Origin of the sequence: Rhodoferax lacus (assembly GCF_003415675.1) — a bacterium.
Taxonomy (GTDB): domain Bacteria; phylum Pseudomonadota; class Gammaproteobacteria; order Burkholderiales; family Burkholderiaceae_C; genus Allorhodoferax; species Allorhodoferax lacus.
Genome location: NZ_QFZK01000015.1, coordinates 34737 through 50013, shown reverse-complemented (window position 1 = coordinate 50013; position 15277 = coordinate 34737). Strand labels below are relative to the sequence as shown.

Here is a 15277-nt window from a genome sequence, read left to right as displayed (position 1 = left end):
GCGCCATCCACAGCGTCAACACGCTGAGGTAAAAAAAGGGCACCGCGAGGTGCCCTTTTTTGTATGAACACCGAGTACACCCTTCGCAACCAACGCCGTGATTTTCCCGAGTGGCATCTGGGGCGGCCGCACTATGCGCTGTGGGCGCTGCTGGTGGATACCGAAGCAGTGCGCCAGCGCGTGCAAGCCGCGCAAACGCACCTGGCTGACCGTTTGCTGGACGGCTACTGCCGCCAGGCGCATGTCACGGTGGCGCTGTGCGGCTTTCCCAGCGCCGCGCCACAGCATGCCGATGACTTTGGTGCCCAAGCCCTGGGACGGCAGCTGGCAGCCTTGCGCCAGGCAGGCAGATCTTCTTTTGAAATCGGAATCGGTGGCTTGGCCAGCTTCAGCTCGGTGCCCTACCTGAGTGTGCAGGAGGACGCAGGTCACCTTGGCCAGTTGCGCTCCAGCCTGGCTGGCAGTGGCTTGCACTCAGCCGCGGAAGACTACATTCCCCACGTCACCGTGGGCCTGTATGCGGACGCCTGGCCTATGGCAACTGTGCAAACGCAGTTGGACAGCTTTGCGCACAGCGGGCACTTGCGTCTGACAGTGAGCCGGCTTTGCCTTCTGTCCTACGTCGCCAAGGACATTGGCGGGCCGTTGCAGACGCTGGCCGAATACGATTTTCAGAGCGGCGCGCTGCACTGGAGCGAAGCCAGCGCTGGCCTGCCAGAGTGCTTCAGGGCGATTGGCTGAGAACCAGAGGCAGTGCGCGGGCGCCTTAAAACAGGTCCACGTCGCCCACGTTGACCAGATCACCCAGCAGGCCTTTGCGCACCAGTTCGCCATAGCTGGCAACCTGGTTGCCACCCTGGTGCTGACCATAGTCCACCGCGCGCTCGGCGCGCTCCAGTGCGGTACTGGGCGAGTCATCGGCCGTGATGCGGGTAAAGCCACCACAGGCGGTGATGTGCCCCGCCTGCGGGAAGTTGAACTTGTCCATGTTGGTGCGAAAGCGCTCAAAGGCCGCCAGCACCAGCCCCTCATCAGGGCAATGCATCAGCACCGCAAACTGTTCGCCACCCAGCCGGTAAATGCGGTCATAGGTGCGGAAAGTGTTGTTCAGGATGCGTGCCACCAGCAGCAGCACTTCTTCGGCAATCAGGTGGCCGCTTTTCTCGCCAATGGCGTTGAAGTGGTCCACGCTGACCGTACCCAGCCAGTAGTTGGGTGGCACGCGGTGGCGCCGCTCCTGACCCACTACCGGTTTGGAGTCCAATGGGGCATAGGCCGAGGAGCCTGCGCCCTCATCCAGCTCTTCCAGCACGGCGCTGTAAAACGTGTCATCCAGTGACTTGCGGTTGAACAGGCCCGTCAGGCCGTCACGGTCGCTGTAGGCCAGCAGGTGGTACATATTGCGGTAGACATGCAGCAGCACATCGACGGTACCCTGCTCAGCCTCGGTCAGTCCCTTGGGGGCATGGATTTCCAGTACGCCATCATCATCGGTACGAGAGCTCTCGAACAGGGGGGCGTAGCTGATGCGCGGGCCGGCATCACCTTGCAGCGCCACTTCCACACGGCTGCGTGTCTGAATGCAGCGCAGCCGGTCTTTTTCGTCTTCGAGTTTGGGCAGGCTGGAAAAGTCCACATGCAGCGGGTCTGCCACCATGCCACCCCCTTTGGCATCGAGCCGGGCCACCTGCAACCAGCGGTTGCTGCCCTCCTCGCTTACGACCCTTGCAATAACCACACGCTGCAAGGGCAGCAGGTCGATCAGGGCTTTGGACATGGTGAGTTCCAGAAGGTCCCGCTCGCGGTGGTCGGTGAGTTTTATCAGGTGTTGAATCAAGGTTCCCATCACCGAATAATAGCCCCGAAGCGGTGGCCCGTCACCCGGACAGACACCTAGATTTCACCGCATGTTGACGCCGGGCAAGGCCCGCTGCTTCAGCGCTTGGCAGCTTCAGCCAGCGCCTGCCGATAGGCTTCGGTTGCACCCGCTGCATCCTGCCGCTGCTCGGCCATCACGGCCAGTGCGCGCCAGGCATCCCGCTTGAGACCGGCATCCTGCAGCAGGGCCAACGACTGCTTGAGCATTTGCTGGGCCTTGCCCCACAGGCCCAGACGCATGCACACCACACCTGCCAGGTACTGCAAGGCTGCGTCACGAGGATTGCCCATTTGTGCCGACTCAATGCGCGCCAGCCACTGGGCCTCAGGCGCCTGTCCCGCAGAGCCAAAGCCGGACTCCAGGGTGCGCACCAGTCGCACCTTCTGCGCCAGGTTCAGTGCGTCCGGTTGCTGCTGCAGCATGTTCCACACGGGAAGCAGCCACTGGCGCGAAGTGGCCGCATCGCCCTCCTGGTCCAACAAACGCTGGGCCGCCTGCATGGCCACATCCGGCATCTCGCGCTCAGCGTGCTCGAGGTCATCCCACGCGCGTTGCAGCTGCACGGGGTCATGGGCGCTGTTGAGATGTTCTATGGCCAGGCCGCGCGCAATGCTCTTGCCCGCCACTTCGGAAAACGCACGGTGCTTGGTCAGCAGGCGCGCCATCTCCAGTGCCTGCAGGGGCCGGGAGGCCATGCGCGCCGCCTTGAAGCGCAGGCGCAGGGCCACGGTGCGGCGCGAGGCGCCCTGGGGCATCAGGTCCAGCCACTCCATGGACTTGGCGGCATCACGGTCGTCGAGCGCCCAGCGCGCGGCACGCAACTGAACGCCGTCGCGCATCTCTTGGGCCTCGCGCGCCTGCGCATGGTCCAGCGCCAAACGGAAATGCCTTTCGCGCAGGCTACGGTCCTGCAGGGAATGCGCGCTTTCGGCGGCCAGCAGGTGGGCCAGGGTACGCAGCCGCCCGGCATAGGCGAGCGCCTCGCCGCTGGCCGCCACCGACTCTTCGAGTGAAACCACCAGTTCAGCCGACTTGCGTGCACGGATGTAGCGCCCACCCATGAGATGCGAGAACGTATCCAGCAAGGCGGACTGGATGGCGCGTTCGCGTTGCTGCAAACGCCAGCGCCGGGCCTGCTTGGGAATGCCGAAAAAAGCAGATAGCGTGCGCAGCGCCAGGTGCAGCGTTACAAACACCAGCGCCAGCGCCAGCAGGAACAGGTTCAGGGACACATCCACCCTGTGCGGAGGCCAGAAAAGCGTTACGGTGCCGGGGTCATTGCCGGCAAACAGCGCGGCGGTAACCGCCACCGCAAACAAGCCCATCAACCACAGTGCGGCACGCATCTCAGCGCCCCGCCGCTGCGGTGGACAACGCGGCCAGGGTGTCGTCGATACGCGGGATGTCCAGCGTGCGCATCTGCGACTGCACCTGTTGCAGCAGGGCCGCTGCCGTCTGCGTCTTGCGCGAGCCGGCATCAAAGTAACGCCCCATGGACAGGGCCGCAGTACCCAGGTCTCCGCGGGCAGACTCGATCTGGCGCGACAGCAAGCCCAGGCGCGCATTGAGCAGGCGCAGCTTGAGGTTTTCACGCAGGAAGAACGACTGCTCCGGGCTGAGCAGCGCAGCATCCGGGTCTTCAATTTTGCTCACGCGCACCAGGCTGCGCAGCTCGCTTTGCACCTGCAGGCCCAGGCGGGCCCACCAGGACAGCAGTGATTCATCGGCTGCGCGCTTGCTGCTCTCGGCGGCCTTGGGGCGCGCGGCATTGGCGGCGGTGCCCGCAGCGGAATTGCCCACCGCATTGGCAATCGGCATTTCGTCAGCCAGCGTCACCAGCTCATCGAGCTTGACCAGCAACGAAGGCGTATCCGACAGGGCCGTGGCCTTGATGCGGGCCACATCGCGGGCGATGGCGCGTTGCAGCTGGGTCAGGCGGGGCTGGGCGGCTCGCATCACCCGCAGGTCCGCACTCTTGAGAGCGGCCAGCAAAGGCTCCACGCTGCCGGTAAGCTGTGACTGCTGCTGCGCCAGGCGCAATGCCGAGTCAATGTCCACCACCAGGTTTTCATCGCGCGAGCGTGACAGGCTTTGCATCAGCTCTTCCAGTTGGGCGCGCTGCAAGGCCACTTCGGCCAGCTTGGCATCTGTCACGGCCAGCTTGGCTGCGGTCTCCATGGCCAACTCCTGCGACTGCTTGGCCATGGCGCGGGCTTCACCCGCTTGCACGCTGGTATCGGAGCTTTGCCGCGCCAGTTGCTGTTGCATGCCACTTACCTTCTGCCACACCAGCACACTGCCCACCAAGCCGGCCAGGGCCAGCAAAGCCACTGCCAGCAGCCAGCGCTGGGCGGCGTAGCGCTCGGCCACTGGCGCGTTGCCGGCCGTTGCGGGTGCAGCCTGCGCAGGCTCGGCGTTGTCGATATTGGGGGGGATGGCCGGTTCGGTACTCATGCCAGCGATTCTATCGACGCGATCAGATCAGCCATGGCCGGGCGTGACTCACACACCACAGCAAAACCGGCAGCGCGCGCCGCCTCTGCAATGCGCGGGTGCGTGGCAACGGCGCGGGCCTGATGCCAGCACAGCCCCGGGGCCATGCTGCGCAAATTGTTTACTGCCTCGGAACTGCTGAACAACCAGAGGCTGCCGTCGCTGGAGGCCACTTGCAGCAGGGCCCGGGCACTGGCCTGAACCAGCGGCGCACGGCGCGCATAGGCCACCAGGAACTCCACCACAGCGCCCTTTTCCGCCAGCCGTGCGGCCAGCCAATCGCGCCCCAGACCCTGGGCGGGTTCGGCCTCGTCGCCGTTCTCGGCATCGGAGTTGCCGCGCACAATCAGCACGCGCCAGCCAGGCTGCACCTGGGCATGCACCACGGCCCACAAGGCTTCGGAATCAAACTGGTGCGCGGTGTGGTCGGGTGCATCAATGCGGCTGCCTGGCACACCGGCCTGCAGCAAGGCGGCCACGGTACCGGGGCCGGTGGCAAAGCAGCGGGGTGAGGTGAGCGTCGGCGCCTGCAGCAGGTCCAGGCCAGCAGGCTGCAGGGCAAAGAACTGCTCCACCGCGTTGGCGCTGACAAACATCAGGGCATCAAACGCCTGGACGCGCTGCCAGACTGCCAGCACGGCCTGCGGTTCGGGTGGTCCGGTAATTTCTATCAGCGGCAGGGAGACGGCATCCAGGCCTGCAGCGCGCAACGCGTTCACCCACTTGCCAGCCTGGGGCGCGGGCCGGGTGACGATGACGCGCATCAGTCGCCCGTCTTTGCGGCCCGCACAGCTGCCTGCACCCGGGCCTGGAGTTGGCGCGCTACCTCTTCACCCAAACGCACGGCGCTGGCGGTGTCAGTGACAGTGGCTTTGTCGCTTGCATGCACCAGTGGCTGCACGCCCTCCGGGTCACCCCAGGCGGCGCGCATCTCCAGCACCGTACCGTTGAACACGGCATGGGCTGCCAGCGGCATGGAGCAGCTGCCACCCATCACGCGGCTGACGGCGCGCTCGGCGCTGACCACCAGCCAGGTCTTGGTATCCATCAGGTGCGACAGGGCCTGCGTGACGTCATCGCGCCCGCTGCAGATTTCAATGCCCAGGGCGCCCTGGCCAGCCGCCGGCAGCATCTCGGTGGTTTCAAACACAGTGCGTATGCGCTCGGCCAAGCCCAGGCGCATCAGGCCGGCAGCGGCCAGCACAATGCCGTCGTACAAGCCTTCATCGAGCTTGCGCAGGCGCGTGTCCAGGTTGCCGCGCAGGGGCTCGATCTTCAGGTCCGGGCGCAGCGCACGCACCAGGGCCATGCGGCGCAGGCTCGAAGTCCCCACCACGGCGCCCTGCGGCAGGTCCTGCAGGCGGGCGTACTTGGGGGACACCCAGGCATCGCGCGGGTCTTCGCGTTCCATCACGCAGGCCAGCTCAAAGCCGGGCGGCAATTCCATGGGCACGTCCTTGAGCGAGTGCACGGCCAGGTCGGCTTTGCCGTCCTGCAGTGCGGTCTCCAGCTCCTTCACAAACAGGCCTTTGCCGCCAACCTTGCTCAAGGACCGGTCCAGGATCTGGTCGCCCAAGGTGGTCATACCCAAAAGGGTGACCTGATGGCCTTGTTGCTCCAAAAGAGCCTTAACGTGGTTTGCTTGCCACAAAGCCAGGCGGCTTTCACGGGTGGCGATGGTGAAATGTTGCACTGCGGTAACCTATCTGTAACGGGACGTTCTTTCTGAATGCTAGCATGGTCTCCCATGAAGACCACCCCCCCTCCAGCCCCCGCCGCCACGTCTGCTGCCACCTCCACCGCTCTGGCAAACAAACGTAATAAAGACAACGAACGCCCCCTGGTGGAGGACATCCGGTTTTTGGGCCGGATCCTGGGTGACGTGATACGCGAGCAGGAGGGTGTGGAGGCCTATGAGCTGATCGAGCAGATCCGCAAGCTCTCGGTGGCCTTCCGGCGCGACGCCGATCATGAAGCCGACAAGGCCCTCAAGCGCCTGCTCAAGGGCTTGAGCGGTGACCAGACGGTGAGCGTGATCCGCGCCTTCACCTATTTTTCGCACCTGGCCAACCTGGCCGAAGACCGCCACCACATCCGCCGCCGCGCCGTGCATGAGCGCGCCGGTGACACGCAGGAAGGCAGCATCGAAGTGGCCATGTCGCGCCTGCGTTGGGCCGGCATTTCGCCACGTGTGATTTCGCAGACGCTGGCGCAAAGCTATGTGGCCCCGGTGCTCACCGCCCACCCCACCGAGGTGCAGCGCAAAAGCATTCTGGATGCCGAGCGCGACATCGCCCAGTTGCTGACCGCACGCGACGACATCAAGCAACGCGCCTTCCCCTTTGAGGGCAAGAAGGACGCACTGACCCCGAAAGAGCTGGCCGCCAACGAGGCCCAGATGCGTGCCCGTGTGATGCAGCTGTGGCAGACCCGCCTGTTGCGCTACAGCAAGCTCACCGTGTCCGACGAGATCGAAAACGCCCTGAGCTATTACGAATCCACCTTCCTGCGCGAGATCCCCAAGCTCTACGCCGAGATGGAAGAGCTGTTGGGCAGCCAGCCGGTGCACACCTTCCTGCGCATGGGCCAGTGGATTGGCGGCGACCGCGACGGCAACCCCAACGTCAGCGCCCAGACCCTGGAATACGCCCTGCGCCGCCAGAGCGAAGTGGCGCTGCGCCACTACCTGACAGAAGTGCACTTCCTGGGTGGTGAGCTCTCGATTTCCGCCCTGCTCAACCGCTGCACGCCTGAGATGGAGGCGCTGGCCGAAAGCTCGCCCGACACCAATGAACACCGCAAGGACGAGCCCTACCGCCGCGCCCTCACCGGCGTTTATGCACGCCTGGCGGCCACCCTGCAGGACCTGACCGGCACCACCGCCGCGCGCCACGCCGTGGCCCCGCAAAACGCTTACAAGACTGCCGAAGAATTTGTTGCCGACCTGCGCGTGATTGAAGCCTCGCTGCAGGCCCACCACGGTGCTGCCCTCACGGCCCAGCGCCTGCACCCCCTGATACGCGCCGTGGAAGTGTTCGGCTTCCACCTGGCCACGGTGGACCTGCGCCAAAGCTCCGACAAGCACGAGGAAGTGGTGGCCGAGCTGCTGGCCACCGCCCGCGTCGAGTCGTCTTACCAGTCATTGGATGAGGCGGCCAAGCGCACGCTGCTGCTGCGCCTGCTCAACGACGCACGCCCCTTGCGCGTGCACGGCGCCAACTACTCGGCACACGCGGTGGCCGAGCTGGCGATATTTGCCATGGCCAAGGAGATGCGCTCGCGCTTTGGCCACGAGGCCATACGCCACTACATCATCAGCCACACCGAGACCGTGAGCGATTTGCTGGAAGTGTTGTTGCTGCAAAAAGAAGTGGGCCTGATGCAGGGCACGCTGGATGACAAAGGCCACAGCGACCTGATCGTGGTGCCGCTGTTCGAAACCATCGAAGACCTGCGCAATGCCGCGCCCATCATGCGCGAGTTCTACCAGTTGCCCGGTGTGGCCGAACTGGTCAAGCGCAGCGGCTGTGAGCAGGACATCATGCTGGGCTACTCCGACAGTAACAAGGACGGCGGCATCTTCACCAGCAACTGGGAGCTGTACCGCGCCGAGATTGCCCTGGTGGAACTGTTTGACGAACTGGCCAAGGACCACAAGATCAAGCTGCGCATGTTCCATGGCCGAGGCGGCACGGTGGGACGCGGCGGCGGCCCCAGCTACCAGGCCATCCTGGCCCAGCCCCCCGGCACGGTGCGCGGACAGATCCGCCTGACCGAACAGGGCGAAGTGATTGGGTCCAAATACGCCAACCCCGAGATCGGCCGGCGCAACCTCGAAACCCTGGTGGCAGCCACGCTGGAAGCCACGCTCTTACAGCCCACCAAGTCCGCCACCAAGGCCTTTCTGGATACGGCGGCCGAACTCTCGCAGCTCAGCATGGCGGCCTACCGCGCGCTGGTGTATGAGACCCCCGGCTTTACCGAGTACTTCTTCAGCTCCACGCCGCTGCGCGAAATTGCCGAGCTCAACATCGGCTCGCGCCCGGCCTCGCGCAAAGCCACGCAGGCCATTGAAGACCTGCGCGCCATTCCCTGGGGCTTCAGCTGGGGCCAGTGCCGCCTGACATTGCCGGGCTGGTTTGGCTTTGGCTCGGCGGTGAACAGCTTTATTGAAGGCGCCACCCCCGCGCAATCCAAAGAGCGCCTGGCCGTGCTGCAGAAGATGTACAAGCAGTGGCCCTTCTTCAAGACCCTGCTCTCCAACATGGACATGGTCATGGCCAAGAGCGATCTGGCCCTGGCCTCGCGCTATGCCGAACTGGTCAGCGATACCAAGCTGCGCAAGAAGATCTTCAGCGCGATTGAAGCCGAATGGCACGCCACCGCCCATGCGCTGGTGCTGATCACCGGCGAGAAGCAGCGCCTGGCCAGCAACGCCTCGCTGCAGCGCTCCATCAAGCACCGCTTCCCCTACATCGACCCCCTGCACCACCTGCAGGTGGAACTGGTGCGCCGCTACCGCGCCGGCATTGCCGACGAGCGGGTGCAGCGCGGCATTCACATCTCGATCAACGGGATTGCGGCGGGGCTGCGCAACACGGGTTGAGGTAGGGCGCCTGCTTCCTGGGCATGGTGACCGCAGACCTCGCGCAAGGTGCGTGGGGTTGAGTTGGCTGCAGAGCCACTTTGGTCGCTGCAGCTAGCTATCTGTTGAATGACCTAGACGGGCTGGAACCAGTCTTCCGTCATTTTCAAAAGGATAGCTATCTGTTGGCGACGATGATGTGGGCTTGTATCTTGCCCTCGACAGCGCCATTGCCAAATCTCTTGCTGATTTCAGCTACAGCTGCGTTTGTTGCCTCGACCAGCCTCGAAGGATCTCTCGTCTCAATTTCGCTTCTGAGCACCGTGCCCTGGCAGTAAGCGATCGCTGGGATGTTGGCTGACGTCGCACTGCTCTTTGCCGTCACAGTTGTGATTACGGGCCTTTGATCAAAGCCACCTTCGACTAAATGCTGTGCAATTACGGCGGCGTCGCTGTATCCATGAGGAGTGCGAACCATGAAACGGGGTGGATCGTCCGGGAACATCTGCTCCAGAGCAAACGTAATAACCGCTGCAAACTCGTTCTGATCGATTGTGTCCCAAACATTGAAGACAAAGGAACCTCCAGATCGAAGTACGCGCCTAGCTTCGGCGAACGCCTTTGGTTTGTCAGGAAAGAACATCGCACCGAACTGGCAGACAACCACATCAAAGCTTTCGTCCGGGAACGGCAGTTGCATCGCATCTGCTTGGCGCCACTCAACTTCGCGGCTCGTACCGACTGTGACGGCTCGGTCGATCATCGCTTGATTCAGGTCAGTCGCAACGATGCGAACTTCAGGCGCCAAGGCATTTGCGAGGTGCCTAGTCACTACACCAGTACCAGCTGCAATTTCCAGCACGCTCCCCGGCTGGAGCATCGCGACGCGGGGGGCAATGTCAGCAGCATAGGGCTCAAATATCAACGGAACCATGTAGTCGTCGTACAGCTGCGGAATTGAGCCAGTGAAGAGCCTGTCTTCATTAGTAACGACCATGGGTGCCTCCAAGAGTTGAGCTTATCGAGCCAACTGTAACGAGTTTGTCCAAACCTTTGAATGACTGCTGTCGCGGCATTGTGACCATTCAATAAAGCTCAGTGAAGCGGCAAAGAGCTGTGAAATTTTCGGAAGAGGGCCAATGCTGCGTCCCAGCGTCCGGACACAGCACCCGCATCCCGGCGAACCGGGTGCCCTGGCGCAGGCCCCCATTCGCTGTTGCCGCAAAGAAGGAAATGCAAGCGCGTACTTAACGCAGCAACCTTAACGGATCAGGAGCAGCCGCCCGCGAGCAGGGCCGAAGCAAGGATACCCGGTTCGCCAGCTACAGCCACACGCAGGCGTCCACACCTCCACAGGCACAACCAAGCCAACATCCCTATCCCCGCCCCAGCATCTCCCGCACCGCCGCCAGTTGCCGGCGCGACACAAACAGCAGCTCGCTCACCCCATCGAGGCGCAGGGCCCAGCCCTCGCCTTCTTCCGGGTCATGGTGCTTTTGCAGGGCGCGCGCCGCGTGCCTTGCAATCAGGGCGTTGCGGTGGATGCGCATGAAGCGCGCGCCGTATTTTTCTTCCAGCTCGTTGAGCGAGGTGTCCAGAATAAAGCTGCGCAAGGCAGTGCGCACGGTGATGTATTTGAGCTCGGCCTTGAAGTACACCACCTCGTCCAGCGGCAGGCGTTCAGTGCGGTTGCGGTCCTGTATCAGAAGCACTTCTTCGGGCTGTACCGCCTCCACCGTGGCCTGGGCGCTGCGTGCCTGCACATAGCGCTGGGCCTTCAGCAATGCAGCTTGCAGACGGTCCAGCCGCACCGGTTTGGTCAGGTAGTCGGTGGCGTCCAGCTCAAAGGCTTGCAGCGCGTGCTCGGCGTGCGCCGTCACAAAAATCACGGCCGGCGCGTCGCTGAGCGATTGCATGGTCTGCGCCAGCGCCAAGCCGTCGATGCCGGGCATGTGGATGTCCAACAGCACCACGTCAAAGTGTTGGTGCTGCAAAGCATGCATGGCCTCAACGGCATTCGCGGCCAGCGCAACGGCTTGCGCGCGGGGTGCCACACCATCCGCCAACAGCGTGGTCAGGCGTGTGCGCGCCAGTTCCTCGTCGTCCACCACCAGCACCCGCAAGACAGCGCTCATACCGGCACCTCCATGCGCACCTGAAAAACGCCACCGTGGGTTCCGCAGCTGAACTGGCCCTGCACGTCGTGCAACAACGACAGGCGCTCCCGCACATTGCGCAAGGCCTCGCCCATCCCGGCCGGGCCGGGGCCAGCAGGCACCGTGTTGCTGACCTTGATGACCACCACCCCGCCACGCCGCCGCGTGGAGATGACCAACTCGGCCCCGCTGGGGCTGGGCTCCACGCCGTGGCGCACCGCGTTTTCCACCAGCGGCTGCAGCAAGAGGGGTGGCAGGCGAGCACCGTCGGCAGAGGGGTCCAGATGCCATTCCACGTGCAGGCGTTCGCCAAAGCGAATCTGCTCAATGGCCAGGTAACGGCGCGCCAGGGTGATTTCTTCGGCCAGGGTGACCGACTCCCCGTGGTCTACCAGGGCATGGCGAAACAGGTCGCTCAGGTCTTCCAGCAAGCTTTCCGCCTTGGCCGGCTCGGCCCGCACCAGGGCAATGGCACTGTTGAGGGTGTTGAACAGAAAGTGCGGCCGTATGCGGCTTTGCAGGTCATTCAGGCGCGCAGCCGTCTGGGCCGGCGTGCGGCCCTTGGCCCGCAATACCAGGCCGCCAACCAGTGCCGAAGATAGCACCATGCCACTGAAGGCGCTGGCAAGCCAGGGCGGCTTGGGTACCAGCCCCGTCATGGCCAGCAAACCACAACCATAGAGTGCGGCCAGCGCACCCAGGATGACGGCCAGCAGGTATTGCCAACCGGGCTGCAGGCGCGCCAGCCAGCGCTTGCCCAGGCAGGCCAGCATCAACCACACCAGCACGGCAGGCAATGCCGCACCCGTGGCCATGGACAGGCGGCCCAGCCAGTCGAGCACAGCGTGGCTGTCAAACATCACCGCAGCCGCAATGGACACCTCCACAAACAGCACGGCGCGCAGCACCACACCGAACTGGCAGGCATCAAAAACCAGGGCGGTGGCCGGCGGCACCGGTGCGGCAGGAGGGGCCGTCTCCTGGAACGTCGATAATATTTGGGTCTCTTCCATGTTTCACCGGATTCTGACGCCTTTTGTGGCGCTGGTCCCATTCTTGCCCTGCCCATGTCCTCCAAGCCCACCTCTGCCCCGTCTGACAACCAACTCGACAACAAATCCCAAGCCTGGTCCGCGCTGTTTTCCGAACCCATGAGTGATCTGGTCAAGCGTTACACCTCCAGCGTGTTCTTCGACAAGCGCCTGTGGCTGGCCGACATCACCGGCAGCCTGGCGCATGCCGACATGCTTTGCCACCAGGGCATCATCAACGCCGCCGACCACGCGTCTATCCAAAGCGGCATGGCCACCATCCGCAGCGAAATCGAAGCAGGCCACTTTGAATGGAAGCTGGATCTGGAGGACGTGCACCTGAACATCGAGGCGCGCCTCACGCAACTCGTGGGCGATGCCGGCAAGCGCCTGCACACCGGGCGCAGCCGCAACGACCAGGTGGCCACTGATGTGCGCCTGTGGTTGCGAGGCGAGATTGACCTGATTGGCGGCCTGCTGACCGACCTGCAAAAGGCCTTGCTGGCCCTGGCCGACAAAAACGTGGACGTGATCCTGCCAGGTTTCACCCACCTGCAGGTGGCCCAACCCGTGAGCTTTGGCCACCACATGCTGGCCTATGTGGAAATGTTCAGCCGCGATGCCGAGCGCATGCAGGACGTGCGCCGGCGCGTCAATCGCCTGCCACTGGGCGCTGCCGCCCTGGCGGGAACGAGCTACCCGCTGGACCGCGAACGGGTTGCCCAAACACTGGGTATGGAAGGTGTGTGCCAGAACAGCCTGGACGCTGTGAGTGACCGCGACTTCGCCATTGAATTCACCGCCGCCGCGTCCCTGGCCATGGTGCACATCAGCCGCCTGTCGGAAGAGCTGATTTTGTGGATGAGCCAGAGCTTTGGCTTCATCGACATTGCCGACCGTTTTTGCACTGGCAGCTCCATCATGCCGCAGAAGAAAAACCCCGACGTACCAGAGCTGGCACGCGGCAAGACGGGCCGCGTGGTAGGCCATTTGATGGGGCTGATCACCCTGATGAAGGGCCAGCCCCTGGCCTACAACAAGGACAACCAGGAAGACAAAGAGCCGCTGTTCGACACCGTGGACACGCTCAAAGACACGCTGCGCATCTTTGCCGAGATGGTGGGCGGCATCACCGTCAAGCCAGAGGCGATGGAGCGCGCGGCACGCCGCGGCTACGCCACGGCCACCGATCTGGCCGACTACATGGTCAAAAAAGGCCTGGCCTTCCGCGACGCCCACGAGGTGGTGGCCCATGCGGTGAAGACGGCGATTGCCAAGGGTGTTGACCTGTCCGAGCTGTCGCTGGCCGAACTGCAGGCCTTCAACCCCCAGATCGAGGCCGATGTGTTTGAGGTCTTGAGCCTGCGCGGCTCGCTCAATGCCCGCAATATTCTGGGTGGCACGGCCCCCGCACAGGTGCGCTTGCAGATTGCGCGCCACACCGCGCGGCTGGCTTAGCCTCCACTCAAGCGCCCTGCTCCAGAGACAGGGTTGCGGGCAAGCGGAACACCGCCACCGAGGCCACCAACTCTTGTGCCTGGCGAGAGAGGCTCTGGGCAGCAGCAGCCATTTCATCCACCAGGACGGCGTTCTGGTGCGTGGCCTGGTCCATTTCAGCCACGGCCTGGCCCACCTGCTGGACACCGCTGGACTGCTCCCCGCTGGCCAGCGTGATGTCTTTCACGATGGCCGACACCTGCTGGACCGAGTGCACCACCTCCTGCATGGTGGAGCCAGCCTGATCCACCAGAACGGTGCCGCGCTGCACGCGGTCCACGCTGGCGGTGATGAGGGTCTTGATTTCCCGTGCCGCAGCCGCACTGCGGCCTGCCAGCGCCCGCACCTCGCTGGCCACCACGGCAAAGCCCTTGCCCTGCTCGCCCGCACGGGCCGCTTCCACGGCGGCATTCAGGGCCAGGATATTGGTTTGAAAGGCAATACCGTCAATCACCCCGATGATCTCGGCAATTTTTTGCGACTGCTGCTGGATATCTTTCATGGTCTGCACCACCTGGTTAACCACACCCCCTCCCTGCACCGCCACGGTGGAGGCTTGTGTGGCCAGCAAATTGGCGGCCTGCGCGTTGTCGGCGTTCTGCCGCACCCGTGTGCTGAGTTGCTCCATGGAAGCGGCCGTGGTCTGCAGGGCGCTGGCCTGGTTTTCGTTGCGCAGGCTCAGGTCGCCATTGCCATGGGCAATTTCACCGGCAGCCGCGTCCACGCGCTCCGAGCCCGTGCGCACCTGGGCCACCAGTTCGGACAGGCGGGACTGCAAGTCGCGCAGGGCCCTCAGCAGTTGGGCCAACTCATGCTCGCCCCGTATATGAATGTGCGCGGTCAGGTCCCCCGAGGCAAAGGTTTGCGCAGCATGCACCGCCTGGTGCAAGGGCCGCACGATGCTGCCCACGACCACCAACGCCACCCCCAGACTGGCTGCCATAGAACCCAGCAAAATGGCCGCCAACAGGGCGCTGGCCACCTGGATGCGGTGTTCGGCATCGCCTTGGTCCTGCTCAATCTGCCCATTGGCCAGGGCCACCGCTCCGTCTATGGCCAGGCGGTGTTGGTCATAGGCTTTTTCTGCATCCTGCAGCGCCCGGGCCGCCGCGGTGCGGTCCTGCTTTTGCAGGGCCGGGATCAGCACCTCAAACACCAGCGTGTAAAACCTTTGTGCCGGCGCATCCGCCTGCCTGAGCAGTTTGTCTTCCAGTGCGGCGCCAATGTTGCTGGCCTGCCATTTGGCATGCGCGGCGTTGTACTCCTGGCGCAGGCGCAGCAGGGTCTGGGTGAGGGCCTCGCGGCTTTGGGGGTCGGTGGCGTTGCCGATCTGCAGAACCGTCACATACGACTCGATGATGTAGGCCGGCGGCGGCAGGATGTCGGCCACCAGATCCTTGTTTTTGACGATGCGCTGGAACAGCGGACCGTTGACCTGGAGCTCGTTCAAGGTCTTGAAGGACCAGAGCCCGAAGGTGGCAAAACCGGCCACAAAGATGCCCAGCAAAATGACAAAACGCTTGCGAATGCCCAGCCCGTCGAAGAATGAAACCATGACTCCTCCCTGTAGTGCCTGACGGGTTCTAACGCTTTTGGCGTCTTTAGTGAACACTCAAACATGCATTTGGCAGCGCAG

12 protein-coding genes are annotated in these 15277 nt (G+C 63.7%); 3 read left to right on the top strand and 9 right to left on the bottom strand.

The window, feature by feature from the left end:
- Positions 1–63 precede the first annotated feature (63 nt).
- Entirely contained in the window at positions 64–741 is a 678-nt protein-coding gene (locus tag DIC66_RS17975; RefSeq protein WP_117179475.1) for a 2'-5' RNA ligase family protein, read from the top strand.
- Between the two features lie 25 nt (positions 742–766).
- On the opposite strand, the gene DIC66_RS17970 is transcribed toward DIC66_RS17975, so the two are convergent.
- The 5 genes from DIC66_RS17970 to hemC all read right to left on the bottom strand — a co-directional run bounded on the left by DIC66_RS17970 (position 767) and on the right by hemC (position 6065).
- A complete protein-coding gene (locus tag DIC66_RS17970) occupies positions 767–1777 on the bottom strand; it encodes a GGDEF domain-containing protein (RefSeq protein ID WP_233505980.1) in 1011 nt (336 codons plus the stop codon).
- A gap of 158 nt (positions 1778–1935) precedes the next feature.
- Positions 1936–3225: a heme biosynthesis protein HemY gene (locus tag DIC66_RS17965; protein WP_117179473.1), complete on the bottom strand. Its 1290-nt coding sequence runs from the start codon at positions 3223–3225 to the stop codon at positions 1936–1938.
- Between the two features lies 1 nt (position 3226).
- Positions 3227–4333: a uroporphyrinogen-III C-methyltransferase gene (locus DIC66_RS17960; protein WP_117179472.1), complete on the bottom strand. Its 1107-nt coding sequence runs from the start codon at positions 4331–4333 to the stop codon at positions 3227–3229.
- A complete protein-coding gene (locus tag DIC66_RS17955; RefSeq protein ID WP_117179471.1) occupies positions 4330–5136 on the bottom strand; it encodes a uroporphyrinogen-III synthase in 807 nt (268 codons plus the stop codon). The genes DIC66_RS17960 and DIC66_RS17955 overlap by 4 nt, the downstream gene beginning before the upstream one ends.
- Entirely contained in the window at positions 5136–6065 is a 930-nt protein-coding gene (gene hemC / locus DIC66_RS17950) for a hydroxymethylbilane synthase (protein ID WP_117179470.1), read from the bottom strand. The genes DIC66_RS17955 and hemC overlap by 1 nt, the downstream gene beginning before the upstream one ends.
- Positions 6066–6101: 36 nt before the next feature.
- Between hemC and ppc the strand changes: the two genes are divergently transcribed.
- The gene (ppc, locus tag DIC66_RS17945; RefSeq protein ID WP_420820505.1) at positions 6102–8978 is read left to right on the top strand and encodes a phosphoenolpyruvate carboxylase; all 2877 of its coding nucleotides are present in this window, start codon (positions 6102–6104) and stop codon (positions 8976–8978) included.
- A 157-nt stretch (positions 8979–9135) separates the two neighbouring features.
- On the opposite strand, the gene DIC66_RS17940 is transcribed toward ppc, so the two are convergent.
- The 3 genes from DIC66_RS17940 to DIC66_RS17930 form a co-directional block, all read right to left on the bottom strand.
- Positions 9136–9954, bottom strand: a complete 819-nt coding sequence (locus tag DIC66_RS17940; RefSeq protein ID WP_117179468.1) for a class I SAM-dependent methyltransferase — start codon at positions 9952–9954, stop codon at positions 9136–9138.
- A 379-nt stretch (positions 9955–10333) separates the two neighbouring features.
- A complete protein-coding gene (locus DIC66_RS17935) occupies positions 10334–11092 on the bottom strand; it encodes a LytR/AlgR family response regulator transcription factor (protein ID WP_199534793.1) in 759 nt (252 codons plus the stop codon).
- The gene (locus DIC66_RS17930) at positions 11089–12126 is read right to left on the bottom strand and encodes a sensor histidine kinase (RefSeq protein WP_117179467.1); all 1038 of its coding nucleotides are present in this window, start codon (positions 12124–12126) and stop codon (positions 11089–11091) included. Before DIC66_RS17930 ends, DIC66_RS17935 begins: the two co-directional genes overlap by 4 nt.
- A 54-nt stretch (positions 12127–12180) precedes the next feature.
- On the opposite strand from DIC66_RS17930, the gene argH reads away from it, so the two are divergent.
- Positions 12181–13602 carry an argininosuccinate lyase gene (gene argH / locus DIC66_RS17925; protein WP_117179466.1) on the top strand — a complete coding sequence of 474 codons (1422 nt, stop codon included), beginning with the start codon at positions 12181–12183 and terminating at the stop codon, positions 13600–13602.
- A gap of 7 nt (positions 13603–13609) precedes the next feature.
- Here argH and DIC66_RS23650 read toward each other — a convergent pair whose 3' ends face one another.
- Complete coding sequence (locus DIC66_RS23650; RefSeq protein WP_117179465.1) at positions 13610–15196, bottom strand: methyl-accepting chemotaxis protein; 1587 nt, start codon at positions 15194–15196, stop codon at positions 13610–13612.
- Between the last annotated feature and the right edge of the window lie 81 nt (positions 15197–15277).

What these genes read in the sequence shown, in the direction of transcription:
- DIC66_RS17975 (WP_117179475.1), top strand. Translation starts at nt 64, where the DNA reads ATGAACACCGAGTACACCCTTCGCAACCAACGCCGTGATTTTCCCGAG.
- DIC66_RS17970 (WP_233505980.1), bottom strand. Translation starts at nt 1,777, where the DNA reads ATGTCCAAAGCCCTGATCGACCTGCTGCCCTTGCAGCGTGTGGTTATT.
- DIC66_RS17965 (WP_117179473.1), bottom strand. Translation starts at nt 3,225, where the DNA reads ATGCGTGCCGCACTGTGGTTGATGGGCTTGTTTGCGGTGGCGGTTACC.
- DIC66_RS17960 (WP_117179472.1), bottom strand. Translation starts at nt 4,333, where the DNA reads ATGAGTACCGAACCGGCCATCCCCCCCAATATCGACAACGCCGAGCCT.
- DIC66_RS17955 (WP_117179471.1), bottom strand. Translation starts at nt 5,136, where the DNA reads ATGCGCGTCATCGTCACCCGGCCCGCGCCCCAGGCTGGCAAGTGGGTG.
- ppc (WP_420820505.1), top strand. Translation starts at nt 6,102, where the DNA reads ATGCTAGCATGGTCTCCCATGAAGACCACCCCCCCTCCAGCCCCCGCC.
- DIC66_RS17940 (WP_117179468.1), bottom strand. Translation starts at nt 9,954, where the DNA reads ATGGTCGTTACTAATGAAGACAGGCTCTTCACTGGCTCAATTCCGCAG.
- DIC66_RS17935 (WP_199534793.1), bottom strand. Translation starts at nt 11,092, where the DNA reads ATGAGCGCTGTCTTGCGGGTGCTGGTGGTGGACGACGAGGAACTGGCG.
- DIC66_RS17930 (WP_117179467.1), bottom strand. Translation starts at nt 12,126, where the DNA reads ATGGAAGAGACCCAAATATTATCGACGTTCCAGGAGACGGCCCCTCCT.
- argH (WP_117179466.1), top strand. Translation starts at nt 12,181, where the DNA reads ATGTCCTCCAAGCCCACCTCTGCCCCGTCTGACAACCAACTCGACAAC.
- DIC66_RS23650 (WP_117179465.1), bottom strand. Translation starts at nt 15,196, where the DNA reads ATGGTTTCATTCTTCGACGGGCTGGGCATTCGCAAGCGTTTTGTCATT.